At 45.2% G+C, this 14,848-nt stretch carries 10 protein-coding genes and 1 pseudogene; 5 read left to right on the top strand and 6 right to left on the bottom strand.

Annotated features, from left to right (window positions below; translation table 11 throughout):
* Nucleotides 1-62: 62 nt before the first annotated feature.
* From E5342_RS05960 to thiL, 5 genes are read left to right on the top strand one after another with little or no spacing between them, the layout of a single operon-like run.
* Complete coding sequence (locus E5342_RS05960) at nucleotides 63-1,523, top strand: glycosyltransferase family 2 protein (protein ID WP_121736707.1); 1,461 nt, start codon at nucleotides 63-65, stop codon at nucleotides 1,521-1,523.
* A complete protein-coding gene (locus E5342_RS05955; protein ID WP_135959031.1) occupies nucleotides 1,520-2,539 on the top strand; it encodes a DUF4922 domain-containing protein in 1,020 nt (339 codons plus the stop codon). Before E5342_RS05960 ends, E5342_RS05955 begins: the two co-directional genes overlap by 4 nt.
* A 30-nt stretch (nucleotides 2,540-2,569) precedes the next feature.
* Nucleotides 2,570-4,318, top strand: a complete 1,749-nt coding sequence (gene sppA, locus E5342_RS05950; RefSeq protein WP_135959033.1) for a signal peptide peptidase SppA — start codon at nucleotides 2,570-2,572, stop codon at nucleotides 4,316-4,318.
* Between the two features lie 11 nt (nucleotides 4,319-4,329).
* Nucleotides 4,330-5,439: a tetraacyldisaccharide 4'-kinase gene (gene lpxK, locus E5342_RS05945; RefSeq protein WP_135959030.1), complete on the top strand. Its 1,110-nt coding sequence runs from the start codon at nucleotides 4,330-4,332 to the stop codon at nucleotides 5,437-5,439.
* Nucleotides 5,440-5,446: 7 nt separating this feature from the next.
* Complete coding sequence (gene thiL / locus E5342_RS05940; RefSeq protein WP_121736703.1) at nucleotides 5,447-6,475, top strand: thiamine-phosphate kinase; 1,029 nt, start codon at nucleotides 5,447-5,449, stop codon at nucleotides 6,473-6,475.
* A 611-nt stretch (nucleotides 6,476-7,086) separates the two neighbouring features.
* Here thiL and E5342_RS05935 read toward each other — a convergent pair.
* The 6 genes and pseudogenes from E5342_RS05935 to E5342_RS05900 form a co-directional block, all read right to left on the bottom strand.
* Nucleotides 7,087-8,121 carry a hypothetical protein gene (locus tag E5342_RS05935; RefSeq protein WP_135959029.1) on the bottom strand — a complete coding sequence of 345 codons (1,035 nt, stop codon included), beginning with the start codon at nucleotides 8,119-8,121 and terminating at the stop codon, nucleotides 7,087-7,089.
* A gap of 2 nt (nucleotides 8,122-8,123) precedes the next feature.
* On the bottom strand, nucleotides 8,124-8,534 hold the full coding sequence (locus tag E5342_RS05930; RefSeq protein WP_135959028.1) for a TerB family tellurite resistance protein: 411 nt from the start codon (nucleotides 8,532-8,534) through the stop codon (nucleotides 8,124-8,126).
* A gap of 247 nt (nucleotides 8,535-8,781) precedes the next feature.
* Nucleotides 8,782-10,365, bottom strand: a complete 1,584-nt coding sequence (locus E5342_RS05920; protein ID WP_135959026.1) for a hypothetical protein — start codon at nucleotides 10,363-10,365, stop codon at nucleotides 8,782-8,784.
* A 295-nt stretch (nucleotides 10,366-10,660) separates the two neighbouring features.
* Nucleotides 10,661-11,968 (bottom strand): MobV family relaxase, encoded by a 1,308-nt coding sequence (gene mobV / locus E5342_RS05915; protein WP_135959025.1) that lies wholly within the window; start codon nucleotides 11,966-11,968, stop codon nucleotides 10,661-10,663.
* A gap of 191 nt (nucleotides 11,969-12,159) precedes the next feature.
* A complete protein-coding gene (locus E5342_RS05910; protein ID WP_135959024.1) occupies nucleotides 12,160-13,131 on the bottom strand; it encodes a toprim domain-containing protein in 972 nt (323 codons plus the stop codon).
* Nucleotides 13,132-13,382: 251 nt separating this feature from the next.
* Nucleotides 13,383-14,624, bottom strand: a pseudogene (locus E5342_RS05900) (primase-helicase family protein).
* Between the last annotated feature and the right edge of the window lie 224 nt (nucleotides 14,625-14,848).

Raw genomic sequence — 14,848 nt, 5'->3', positions numbered from 1 at the left:
AATGGAATCGACCCTAATTTTATCTTGCAATAAAAAGGTTTATCGGACAGCAATAATATACAATGAAACGAATCAATTGCTTTATCCCCTATGGGGAAATAGAGGCGACACAACAAACAGTAGCGCAATTAGCCGAGTCATCCTTAGTGGATCAGATCTATCTAATCACGGACAATCCTCACGCCAAGGCTATCTATCCCTGCTACTTAATCTACACGGAGAATATCCAGAGTACGAAAGCCCTCCAGAAAATAGCCAGCTATGCCAGTACCGATTATACATTGATTTATACGAAGACCGATAAGCTTCAATTAGGCATGTATGCCCTAGAGCGTTTTGCCGCTATCGCCGACGATACGAGATCCGGCATGGTTTACTCCGATTATTACGAGAAGAAGGAGGGTAAACTCAACCTCCATCCGGTGATCGATTACCAGAAAGGAAGTCTTAGGGATGATTTCAATTTCGGCTCCCTCCTGCTCTATCGTTCTTCCACGCTACAAAACGCCATAGCCTCCATGAACACGGAATATACGTTCGCCGGGCTCTACGACTTGCGCCTGAAAGTCTCCCAGAACGCCCCACTGACGCACATCAACGAATATCTATATACAGAGATAGAGAATGATCTAAGGAAATCCGGAGAGAAGATGTTCGACTACGTAGATCCCAAGAACCGCTCCGTACAAATCGAGATGGAAGCCGCCTGTACAGACCACCTAAAGATGATAGGCGGTTACTTGCCCCCTCATTTCAAGCCAGTCCGTTTTGATGAGCAGGCATTTCAGACGGAAGCCTCCGTTATCATCCCGGTACGTAACCGTGTACGGACGATCGAAGACGCTATCCGCTCCGTACTGCGGCAAGAGACATCCTTCCCCTTTAACCTGATCATTATCGACAATCATTCCACGGACGGCACCTCCGAGCGAATCCAAACGATTGCCGCCACAGACCCTCGTATTATCCATATCCAGCCGGAGCGTGACGACCTCGGCATCGGGGGTTGCTGGAATATAGGAATACACCATTCGGCTTGCGGCAAGTTCGCCATCCAATTGGACAGTGATGACGTATACAGCGACGAGCATACCCTGCGTAAGATCGTGGAAGCATTCTACGAGCAGCGATGCGCCATGGTAGTCGGAACCTACCGAATGACCGATTTCGATATGCGAACCATCCCGCCCGGAATCATCGACCATAAGGAATGGACCCCAGAGAACGGCCGCAATAACGCCCTCCGCATCAACGGGCTCGGTGCGCCCCGGGCCTTTTACACGCCCCTGCTGCGGAAACTGAACCTCCCGAACACCAGTTACGGAGAAGATTACGCCCTCGGCTTGCGCATCAGCCGTGAATACCCGATCGGGCGGATCTACGACGTGCTGTACCTTTGCCGCCGTTGGGAAGATAACTCCGACGCCTCATTGGATGTCGTAAAAATGAACAACCATAATATATATAAGGATAAAATCAGGACTTGGGAACTCGAGGCCCGCTTAAACATGGAAAGACAATGAAACCAAACAACTGGGTCAGCTCATCGCAAGCGACCGAATTATTAGCCAAGCAACTCGTGACATGGCCATTGGCCGAGAAGAACTATAAGGCGCTGGAGGCCGTGCAAGTAAAATCCTTCGATATGGGAGGGTTCTCGATACGTGCGCAATTCAATCCCGCCCGTATTGTTTCCACCGGGGCCAAGGTAGATGCCCGATCCCTAAAAGAACGCAAGTGCTTCCTATGTCCCGAGAACCTGCCGGTGGAACAGGAGCGACTGCCTTTCGGCTTTCGCCATCTGGTATTGTGCAACCCCTACCCGATCTTTCCCCAGCATTTCACGATCCCTACCCGGAAACATACTCCGCAACTGATATTGCCGCAATGGAATGACTTCTTGGAACTGACAAGGAGACTCGCTCCCTTCACCGTCTTCTACAATGGACCCCGTAGCGGAGCCTCGGCACCGGATCATGCCCACTTCCAAGCGGTGACACGAGGCATCATGCCACTGGACGAGGAGGTGACCGAATTTATCCGACACCCGGAAGCGAGCATTTCCGACACCCGGAAGCGAGCGTTTCCGACACCCGGAAGCGAGCGTTTCCGACATCCGGAAGCGAGCGTTTCCGGCGCCCGTATATTCCCGCTCACCGGAAACCTCCGCCCCGGCCTCGTCATCCAAGCCGCCACCGCCGAGGCCGCCACCCGGCTCTTCAAGGAGATCTACGCCGCCCTGCCGCTTCCCCCCGGCGAGCCTGAGCCGATGATGAATCTCTTCGGCTCCTATTACGGCAATCAGTGGGTAATCACCATGATCCCCCGCAAGCGCCACCGCCCGTGGCAATACGAGGCCGAGGGCAACGACCATCTCCTGTCCAGCCCGGGAGCTGCCGATATCGGAGGTCTTTTCATCACCCCTTTAGAAAAAGATTTCAAGAAGATCAACCCGGAGCTTCTGCGAGATGTTTACCAACAAGTATGCCTCAGCGACCGGGACGTAGAGGAAATTTTCGTACATTTGTCATCTAATTAGTTTTCAATAGATATGAAACAATTCTTTAAAATGATGTTTGCCTCAACGCTAGGCGTTATGTTGGCAATGGGAATAATCATAACGGTCTTGATATCCATGACTATAGGATATATCGCCACCGTAGGTAGCACACCTGATTATACCCCCAAAAGCAATACGGTATTCAAGATCAAGCTAGACGGGACGCTGGCGGATAACCCGGCGGAGAATCCCTTCTCTGCCTTGATGGGCGACAAGGAAAACACACTGTCACTCAAAGACTTGCTCGAGACGATCCGGATAGCGAAACAGAACGATAAGATCGCAGGGATTTATATCGAATCGGGGCTTCTCTCCTCGGGTAGCGCCAGCTTGGAGGCGATCCGCCGATCGCTGACAGACTTCAAGGAAAGCGGCAAGTTCGTGGTAGCTTACGCCGATAATTTCACGCAAGGGAATTACTTCCTCTGCTCCGTAGCCGACAAGGTATTTTTGAATCCGCAAGGCATCCTTGAGTTGACGGGACTCGCCTCGCAAACCCTATTCTACAAAGGGCTGATGGATAAGGCAGGTATCGAGATGCAAATCTTCAAGGTAGGTACCTACAAAGGTGCCGTGGAGCCTTTTATGCTGGATAAACTGAGCGAGGCGAACCGGGAGCAAATCCAATCGTATATCTCTACCATCTGGAATAATATAACCGAAAGCATCGCCGAATCACGTGGCATCAGCGTGAACGATATCAACCGCTACGCCAACGAGGGGCTTTTCTTCGCAGACCCGGAGAAAACGGTGGAATGTGGCTTTATAGACGAATTGAAGTATAAGCCGGAGGTAGAAGCATATGTCAGAGAACTAGCCGGACAAAGCGGAGAGAAACTGAGATCGGCCAGCGTAGCCCAAATGAAAACCCTCAAGGCCTCCCCCAGCAAAAACGCTCCGGAGATAGCCGTACTTTACGCCGAAGGCGAGATTAAGGCGCAAACATCCGGCAGCCTATACGATATTGAGCAAAGCATCACGGAGAAAATGGCCGATGAGCTTATCAAGCTAAAAAACAACGATGACGTGAAAGCCGTGGTATTCCGCGTGAATTCCCCGGGAGGTAGCGCTTATATATCCGAGCAGATATGGCGTCAAGTCGTCGAGTTGAAGAAGGTGAAACCCGTGGTCGTTTCCATGGGCAACGTAGCCGCCTCGGGAGGTTACTATATCTCATGCGCCGCTAATAAGATCATCGCCGAGCCGAATACGTTGACCGGCTCCATCGGTATCTTCGGTATGTTCCCGAACGCCTCCGGGTTATTCGGGAAACTAGCGTTGACCGCAGATATCGTAAAGACAAATACGTTCTCGGACCTCGGAGACCTCTCCCGCCCCATGACCGAGAGCGAGAAGGCACTGATACAGGGATACGTGGAAAGAGGCTACCAAACCTTCCTTTCCCGCTGCGCCGAAGGTAGAGGTATGACTATCGAAGCGGTCAACGCTATCGGACAAGGACGGGTCTGGACGGGTGAGCAAGCGAAAGAAAGAGGTTTGGTCGATGAGCTGGGCGGTATCGAATTAGCCATAAGCACAGCGGCAGGGTTGGCCGGTCTAGATCAGTATAGCGTGACTACCGTCAGCAGTTCCAAGAATTTCCTGGACGAGTTCTTGGAAAGCCAGCTCGGAGAGGTGAAACTCTCTATTGTCAAAAGTGTATTGGGCAATGAGTTCGAATACTTTAAGACATTGGATAACATCAAGACAAATTGCGGAATCCAAGCTCGTATGCCTTACGATATAAAACCGCTATAAAAACTGAGCCTATGCCGACAGATCATACAATTAAGTTCAATAAACTCCTCACCCCATTCTCTTTCCTTTACGGGATCGGGGTGAGATTCAGGAATCAGCTGTTCGATTGGAAAGTCTTTCGGACAGAGCAGTATGATCTGCCTATTATTTGTGTGGGGAACCTTACTGTCGGGGGAACCGGGAAAACCCCTCATACAGAATACATCATCCGTTTGATAAAAGACCAATATCGAGTAGCTGTACTCAGCCGTGGCTACAAACGGAAAACCTCCGGTTTCTTGTTGGCCGATCAGCGAAGCACCAGCAAGGATATCGGTGACGAGCCGTACCAAATAAAACGCAAGTTTCCGGATATTCTCGTTGCCGTAGACGCCAATCGCCGCAGGGGTATCCGTAACCTATTGGCCTTGCCGGAAAATGAGCGCCCAGAAGTGATCGTACTAGACGATGCCTTTCAACATCGATATGTCACCCCCACACTGAACATTCTTTTAACCGATTCCCACCGTCTTTATACGCAAGATAAACTCTTGCCCACAGGACGTTTAAGGGAGCCCGTGGATGGTGCTCGGCGTGCGAACGTAATTATTGTCACGAAATGTGAGTCATGTATACAGCTTATAGACTTCCGGATCATAGAAGAGGATATGCATCTATCTGCTTATCAAGAACTCTATTTCAGTCAAATTCTTTATGGAGAGCTGGAACCCGTCTTTTCCGGTAAAGCTCCCAGACGCACATTAAAAGGACTGGCCTCTACTACAGAGGTTTTATTGGTATCCGGTATCGCATCCCCAGCACCTCTCGAAAAAGAGATCCATAAATATACGGAGCATGTCACCTCGCTGGTCTTTCCGGATCATCACGCCTTCGATCGGCATGACATTAAAAAAATACAAATGGCCTTCAAGCGGTTGACTTCTACAAGTAAATTGATAATCACCACGGAGAAAGATGCCGCCCGACTTCGGGATCTTCCTTCGCTTCCCATGGAATGGCTTTCTCATTTATATTACTTACCCATTACAGTGGGTTTCTGTATGGATCGGGAAAAACAATTTCAAGAATTAATCGTTAAACATATTAATACAAGAATAAAGAATCATCCTATATTACGTTAACAATCTTATGAGCAATAGAACAGAAATATCGACTTTGGGAGAGTTCGGTTTAATCCGTCATCTCACCAATAAAATAAAGCTAAAAAACCCAAGTACCTTAAAAGGCGTGGGTGACGACGCAGCCGTACTGGATTACACGGACAAGCAAGTATTGGTTACGACAGACCTTTTGCTGGAAGGCATTCATTTCGATTTGATGTATGTACCGCTGAAACATCTCGGCTATAAATCCGCAGTCGTAAACTTCTCCGATATTTACGCCATGAACGGACGCCCGAAACAGATTACGGTATCATTGGGTATTTCCAAACGTTTCTGTGTAGAAGATCTCGAAGAATTCTACGAGGGCATTAAACTCGCTTGTGATATCTATGACGTAGATCTCGTTGGTGGCGATACTTCCGCATCACGCACAGGGTTAGCGATCAGTATCACTTGTATAGGCGAGGGAGAAAAAAGTAAAGTTGTCTATCGAAACGGAGCCAAAGAAACCGATCTTATTTGCGTGTCTGGTGATTTAGGAGCCGCCTACATGGGCCTCCAATTACTGGAACGGGAGAAAAGCATATTTAATGGGGAGAAAGATTTCACGCCCGATTTCTCAGGTAAAGAATATTTGTTGGAACGCCAATTAAAACCGGAAGCCCGCAAAGACATTGTCGAGGTTCTTGACCAAGCTGGAATCGTTCCGACCTCCATGATGGATATCTCCGACGGCCTCTCTTCAGAGTTGCTTCATATATCTAAAGAAAGCAATGTAGGTTGTCGAGTTTACGAAGACCGTATTCCTATCGATTATCAAACCGCAGCCATGGCAGAGCAGTTTAACATGAATCTGATAACAGCGGCATTGAATGGAGGTGAGGATTATGAACTCTTATTCACTGTTCCTCTAGCAGATCATGATAAGGTATCGGAAATAAAAGGTATCAAGGTGATTGGTCATATAACAAAATTGGAATTAGGTAATTACCTAGTCGGCCGTGAAGGAGGTGAAGTCGAACTTAAGGCGCAAGGCTGGAACTCACTAAATTAGGGGCTGTCCACAATTTTGTATAAATGGAAACAGGATTCAGTTGTAAGTTTCCTCTTATATCTGTATTCTGTTTTCAAAAATAAGCACAAATTGGTTCATAATCAAGCTCCAGTTATGAATTTCAGGGCAACCGCATCAAAATAGCAGTAAAAAATAGACAATTTGACACTAAAACCAGGTATTTAAAGGTCTCTTTCCCAAAAGATTTATGGCGTAGTGATAATTCCTGAAACTAATTTTTTCAATTCGAGGGGATATGAGGATTACGTTCATTGCCTTTGGGAACGGGCATAGTTACCGTAATTTTGATACGGTAGCCCTGGGTTTTTTCTTTCAACAGAAAGAGAGATCAAAGATTTTATATAATTCTGGAAAACTTTCGTTAGTGACTTATACAAAGGACTTTGGGAGAATTACCCGATTTTGAGGTAATGACTTGGCAACTGTGCCATATACTGCGTTCTGCCTTGATTTGCTATTCAAGTAACTCGTTTGGGTACAAATATAGAAAAAATATTAGAAGCTATAACACAAAATAAGAAAAAGCTAATACCCTTTTTGCAAAAGAGAACCATACCTATTTTTCTTTATGGTTCTCTTTTGCTATTTAATCAAGCTGCACTCATTTGTTCCATTACATCATTTGCGTCTTTTTCAGCTTTGCTTATTTCTGTTTTATTGATGATATTTTGGTCTGAACTGTTGGATTTTCGTACTAATTTCACTTTACACATATTGTACAACACCCCTACAATCAGAACCATATTCTCTATAATAAGCTGTTCTTCCATTGATAGATTATGCCAATTTATACGTTTTTCACTATACGACTCAATAATATTCCGCATTTTAGTAAGTTGTTTCAAATACAATGAGCGCATACGCAATAATGTAGCATTGTATCTTTCAGCAGTTCTTTGCAAATCATAAAGATAGTTGCATATGTCATTGATTTTTCGTTCATTAGAAATCATTTGTTCCCATGCTTCATCCGCTTTACTTGAAAGTTTAGAACCTGTACAGCTAAATATGACACCTCCAACTAATAAACCTACACCTAATGTTGCAGCACCTAAAATCGTAGTACCTAAAGCTATCCCACCACCTCCTGCAGCAAGTGAACCGCCACCAAGAGCAGCAAGAATTGCATTAGTTGCAGCAGCTCCACTTAAAGCAGAAATTGCAGTTCCTGTTGAAGCCGTACAAAGAGCCATGACAGCAGCCGTTGTTGCACCTGATGCAGCAAATCCTCCAGCTGTACCTAAAGCAGCTCCACTTAAACCTCCAACAAGAACACTTGCTCCGACAGATGCTTTCTTGATTTCTTCACCTTCAAATTTTGGTATTGATACATTTCCAATTTTTACGTCTGCAAACTCAGGACGATTCTTAATCCGCTCAAACAAATCGGAGAATTGTTGAAATTCGGAAAGGACCTTCATTTCATTCTCCCCCAAAACGTCCATAGTCCTGCAAGCACTTTGATTCATCCTTTCAAGACGAGCATTGTTTGAATTATTCCGTTTTTGAGCCTCTTTTAACTTATCATTGGCTTGTTTCATCTTGACACCGCCATGAATTCCTAAGCCGACACCTGTTGTTCCTGCAACAGCGGCAGCTATTCCTAAAATCAATGGTAATGGCATAGTTATTCTCCTTTCTCTACTAAATTGACTAATGACATATAAGCAGCTACATAAGCATCTTCCAAATTGATAGCTTGCTCTATAAAAGCTTTATCAAATTCAAAAGCATCTGCCAGCTGTTGTACTAATGCCTTTTCTTCAGTGGCATAATTTCCATCAGCAAACGCCAATGCCAGTAACTCTAAAAAGATAATTCGTTTTGTTTGAGGTGTCGAAGTCATAGCAAATTCCTTAATGATACTATCAACATCACATTGTTCATCTAAGTTGCAAATAGGAATTAGCATTTCATTAGCATAAGCAGACAAAATCTGCTTTTCAGATTCTTCAACAACGCCATCAGCCTTTATTACCGCAACGGCAAGTTTCATGAAATTATCCTTTTCTGTAGGATTCAGTGAATTTAAAAACATAGCTCTTTATTTTTTAGTTTGTTACATATTTCATAGTTGAGTTTGTAAAACTCATCACGAGTGTATTTCTCTTTGAAAAATTGTTCGTAGCAATTGTCTATCCGACAAAACAAAGGCCTATCTTCATAAATACTGCACAGATTTCCTTTTAGGTATTTGCAAATACCATCGCCTCTATCTAACTCAGCATAAATTGATATACCTTTGAGATGTCTGCAACATTCTCCGCACTTATCACATTCAAACATCAGCAGAATTTTAATTTGCTGTTAGGATCTGCCATAAAAGAATCCATGTCTTTATGGTTTCCAATCGGTGAATTAATCTCTAATCGTTTACATACAGTTCGCAAGGCAAAATTCAGTTCTTGCTCATTGGCCGCATCCTCTAAAATAGATACAGCCTCACTATAAGACTGGGCTTCCTTTTGGAATGCAGCCAAATCTATATTCATCAGTTTGGCGCAATATTCTTCTAACAGCCGTGCTTGTGTTCGATAATATACTACAATATCATCAACAGTCGGAATTGAATTAAGCACTTGCACAATTTTATTGACGGCGGAATTTCTGTCCAAAAGATATAACAACGAACAACTCAATATGCCTGTAACAAGTGTGCCGCAGAATGTTTGTACAATATCTCCAACAACAGGAATTGCCGCAACACCTGTTTTAGCAATCAAATCGCCAACCATTGTACCTGCAACAACGCTGGATCCTGTTGCTATAATTTTTGCAGCCGCCCTAAACCTCTCTCCGAAAGGAAGAAAGTCGGGATTAAACAATAGAATTTTTGTCGCTTCAACCAACGAAGCCCACGATTGCCGGATAATCCTCACCACATTCTTAGCCGTAGTAAAGAATATATTACAAAGCGTTGTGGTCAAAGAAGCCAAGACTCCTCCAACTGCGCCTTCTATGAATTTATGCCATAGTTCTTTATATTTGAGCTTGGCATTTTCCAAACCTCTTTTAACTCCCAAAGCTATGCTGTTAAACAAGGCTTTACCATCTTCTTTCCCTTGTTTTATTTCATCACGAACAGCAAACCAAATTTCACTAAAGACCAAGCCGAGCGCTTGACGTAATCCCATAGCCACGCCAACCTTACCAGCAGCTTTAGCTGTGTCCTTGAAAAAGGCTGAACTTGTATAGTAAACTCGGTTGATTTTTTCATTATAGGCTTTTCTTGCCTGTTTGTCTTTTTCAAGCATTCTTTTTTTTGTTTCCTCGTCAAGTTCGGGATGGGATTCAATATATTCTTGAATGCTCTTGTCTTGCATAGAAGCGTTTAAGCTCTTATTTGTCCAAGCAAAATTATCTTCAGAATCAGCAAGTTCTTTTCCATTCAGTCCTGATAAAAGACGCCCTCTATCTTCATGTATTTCTTTTGCTGCAATTATATGGTCTAATTCTGCTTTTTTATTTGGTGGTATAGATTTTGTATGCCCATAAAAACCTATATCTTCATTGGTATATTCATCTTTTATATTTTTTCCTGTAGCTTGCCACTGTTCTCTTGCCTCGTGTTTCTTTTGCTGAAAATTACCCCCTTTATGATAGGCTACACCATCATAATTACCCTTATTGTTATAAGTTTCTTCATTCTTCTTGTTTTTATAGTGCATTTGTTCGTCCTTACCAATCTGCCGCACGTTATGAATTGTATCAACATCACCTCCATGCTGGTCACTCACTAAGAAGTCAAGTCCAAATGATGTAATAAGACTTTGTATAACAACACGCTCATACTGTTCAAATATGCTATTATACACATTTGCTTCAGCATCATAACTCCCATCAATTTGTTTCACAAAATTTTCAGCCATATATAATCTCCTTTATTAAACCACGAAGCGTGGAACTGTATGCCACACTTCTTTATGTACAGGCCCTGAGAAAACCTTTGGAAACAGATGTGGGAATAACAGCCCCACGCATATGCGTGGAGACCATTATATCATCTCTTGTTTCCTTTGTTTGAAGGTTCTCAGGCTTCGTACATACAAGAAGAAGACATAACGCCTCTTATTTTTAATATGTTATGGATAGAGTTAGCTCAATCCGAATACAAAAGTATGAAAAATCCGTGATATACTTTAAATCATCACGGATTTTTTTGATTTACAGTTTCATACTTCTATTCTGTTTCGGCTTCGGTATTCCGATAGCTTCTCTGAACTCATTCATTTTCTTTCTGAACCAGTTCACGTGAGAAACCCCGTCTATCTTGAAATCGAATTTACCGTTTTCATCCTGTTTGATGGAGCAGACGGAATGTCGGGTATCAAAACTTCGGTTAAACTCGGAAGAATAGAGTTCACCTTTTATCCCGACCTCCTTGAACTCGCACAGTCTTCTGATTATCCCGTCATTAAAGCCCAAACGTTCACGCAGGAAACTTATCACGGGCATCAGCTTCTCCACATACGGAAAGTAGCGTCTGACAAAATCCGCAAACTCCGACAGCTTGCGGTGCTGTTGCTCGTAAGCGTTTCTTATCTCCTGTATCTGCTTGGCTTGTTGCCGTTCCCGTTGTCGGGCTTCGTCTTCAAGTTCAAGGATGCGGTCTTGCAAGTCCTCGTTCCTGCGTTCCAACGATTTCATCTTTCCACTTCCGAAAAGAGAGCCCACACTGCTTGCAAGGGCGGTTGCCGTATCGGTGGCTGCGCTTTTGAGCTTGTCGGTACGGATTTCCGCTTTCACCTGCTTCAGTTCCTCCTGCGCCTCGGCTTTCTTCTCCTGCAACAGTCTGGTTTCAGTTTCGAGGACTTCATTCTTCTTTTTCAAGTCCCTATAATACTGCATGGTGGTGGTGTGCCGTGCTTCCGAACCCCGTACCCCACGCTGCAATCCGTATTTCGCCATCACCCTTGCGTAATTGTCGTGGTAGGCGACCAAGGTCTGGCGGTTGAACAGGTCGTCGGCACACAAACGGACGGAATTTGTTTTCTTGCGGTACTTGCGCTTGCCATCAGCCTGTTCTTTCTTGGCTTTGCGCCTTTCACCCGTCACGATGGGAACAACGGCTGCGTGGATGTGCGGAGTCTTCTCGTCCATGTGCAGATGTGCGGCAACCACATTGTCTTTGCCGAATGTGGCTTGCAGCCATTGGATGCTGTCGCTGCACCATTCATCGAGTTCTCCTTTTTCCTGTATGTTCATCATGTCCTCGTGCGTACCCGACAAGACCACCCGAACGACACGGACTTGGTCGTGTGTGATTTTCCGTCTGATGCCTGCCGTGTTCAGCCTGTGGGCAATCGCTTCATTCCTGCCATGAACGCCATTGGGGTATTCGACAAGCACCCTGTTCAGATGCGTTCTTGTCGGGTCTGCGTTTTTAGGTATTATCTTTCTCTCTATATGGTCGGACTGCGTGGTGTCCGATGTACCCTTTGCTTTCTTTATGTCCAATGAAAAATATCCCATATTATTTCTATTTTTGCGGTTATCGTTATGTCTCTTCTCTCTGCCTGCGACATCGGCTCACAGGGTTTCCAAAGGGATTTCCCTTTGGCTCGATAGGGTGTTTTTAGCGTTACGAAGTAATGCGTGAAGAAAACGCCCTATTGAGCTATGGTATTTCTGTCTAAATACCTTTGGGAAAGCGAACGTGCATATTACAGATGAAATCCCCCTTTCTTTTTCGGTGGCTGCATCATCCGCCTTGCGGATTGGACTTGCTTCTTCTCCTTTATCGGCTCTGCCGATTGGGACAAGGGCTTACCGCACAGGTAGTCGTTCAAGTCCTTATAATCACGATAGTACATTGACTTGTCAAGCATCCGTTCCCCGAACTTCTCTTTCAGCTTCTTGCAGATGCTCCGTCCAGCCGTGTCGTTGTCAAGGAAACAGCCGATTTGGGTGTAGGTTTCCAATAAGCTTTCCGCTTTCGCAAGATTGGAAACGGAGTTCAGTATGACATAGTCCTGTGTGTCCAATCGCGGGTGTTGCGGATTGTTTCTTACTCGGATGGTAAGGAATGAGAGGTAATCCATGAACCCCTCGAACAGGTAACACATACATCGTTGTCCGTCCTGCTGTCGGATATGAGTGATGTCTTTCGGGGCGACACATCCCTTGAAGTATCTGTTGCGCACTTCATATCCTCCTGCCATGTTCGGAAAGCCGATGGCAAAATAGGGTTTGTCGGCATTCATAAACCGAAGCTCCCTGCATTCTCTTTTGGCAAGTCCAATGTTTATTCCCCTTTCTTGCAGATAAGCTATAAGAGCAGGAGAGGACAACTCACCAACCCTTAATCCCTGATAAGGCTGATTGTCGGAATGCTGTCTGCCAAAAGAGAACGATGCAGGGCGGATGTATGCTGTCCGCTCCTCTATGCGTTTCAGCAGATAGGCTACATCTTCCGAACGGTAGAGTTCCGCTGCCAATGCAATGATATTACCGCCTTTGCCGATGCCGAAGTCGTACCATTTTTCAAGCTCGGTGTTTACCTTGAACGATGCGTCCGTTTCTTTCCGTAACGGTGATTTGTACCACAGGTTCCTGCCTTGTTGCTTTACAGGCGTATAGCCCAGACTTTGCAGATAGTCTGCCAGTTTGATTTGCTTTACATCTTGGATTGTCATATTACATATGGTTTTGAAGTTGATGAAAATTTGTTGATTTGATGAATTGTCAATGTAATATATTTATATACAGCCTCGTAACCTCTCAACATCTTCTCAACAAACCACTCGCCAAAAGAAAAATCAACAAACGGGTGTCAGTGGTCTCTCAACTTCTCTTTTGGCTTGTTGAGATTTTGTTGAGAATGTATATCGTTTATTGTCAGTGTATTTATACCCATATTCAACAATTCAACAGAAAAATGATAATATTACAGGGATTCAAGTTGCTCCCTTGTGACGGTGTAGAAGCGTCCCACTCTCCTTATCGGCTCATACCGACACTCCCGATTGCAGTTGAACTGGTAGGTGGTATAAGTCAGTCCGTTTGGCGCAGGGGTCAGTTTCCAACATTCCTGCAACACTTTTCGGACTTGGTGTTTCTCCACCTTTACCTGTGAGTGTACCAGCAAAAGAAGAATGTCGCTGTAACAGAAAGAGAATGTATCCGTGCCGACACTGTCCATGATGTCAAGGACAAGTTCGTGCATCTCTATCTCCAATCGGTTGCGGTTGCTGCGGATAATCTTCTGCAAGGCTTCTGTATGCAGCAATGTGGGGTTGAACCACATCCGGCTTTCCTTATCGGTGGATAGCTGTCTGTATTGCAGGAAATGGAGAAAGGCGGGTATCTCCGCTTTCAGTTTTTACAGGAAGTCGGTGTCATCGGACTGCAAGCGGTCTATCTTGCGCACCCAATAGCGTGTTTCCCCTGCGTCTATGATTACGGGCAGATACTCGTTGTTGGAGCACAGCACGAATTTGGCGAAGAATGCAATCTCGTCACGGTCGTTGCCTTTGGCTTCCACCTTGTAGGATAAGGTAGTGCTGAGGTTTTTCAACCGTTCGCTGTCCTCCCTGCGGTTGAGCAACACCTCATACACCAAGATAAGGAGCTTACCCGCCCAATCGGAATTGAACTGGCTGCGGAAATCCTCGTTGGTGTTGAAAGTCACATTGTTCTGAAAAAGGGCTTTCAGAAAGTTCAGGAAGGTGCTTTTGCCCGTGTTGCGTTCTTCTGACACCAACAGCAGGATAGGCAACTTCTGAATCGGTTGCAGGTAGAGCAGTTGCAGATAGTCCATCCCCAACTCGTATTGTTCCCCGAAGATGTGATGCAGCAATGAACGGATAGAGGGGAAATCCCCTTGTCGGGGTACATGGTCTATCGGTTCGTAGAGGTTAAGGAATTTGCCGACTACGGAACGGTAGCCGATGTGTTCGGGTACTGTGCAAAAGCCGTCATACTTGGGAACGCTGCCGATGTAATCCTTGCCGTAATCCTGTCGCAGGGTCTCGTTGTTCCATGCGATGCGTTTCTTCACATACCCTCCGTTCAGTCTCGGTTGCTCCACAATCTTGTAGAGCGTTGTCCCGACACGGATAAATTCTTCCTTTGCCATGCCGCCATCCGATGGCGGTCTGTGGCTGTCCTGTTGTTCGATAGCTGACATAATCAAATGGTTTTAAGTTTGAAAATTACCAGCTGCAAAAATATAATCAATTATCGGATAGGTTGTTATGCAAAACACAGCAGAATGGTGACAAATAGCCCCCGAAACAAAAACTTTCAATGGTCTGGGACAGGAAACGGGTTGCGCAAACGGAAAAACTCCCGAAAAGCTAATGTCGGATTACGCTTTTCGGGAGAAAAAATCGGAGTGTCTGTCGTGCTGTT

Origin of the sequence: Parabacteroides distasonis (genome assembly GCF_004793765.1) — a bacterium.
In the GTDB taxonomy this organism is placed as follows: domain Bacteria; phylum Bacteroidota; class Bacteroidia; order Bacteroidales; family Tannerellaceae; genus Parabacteroides; species Parabacteroides distasonis_A.
Note: the sequence above shows the minus strand (reverse complement) of the source record. Positions and strands in the feature narration are given on the sequence as shown.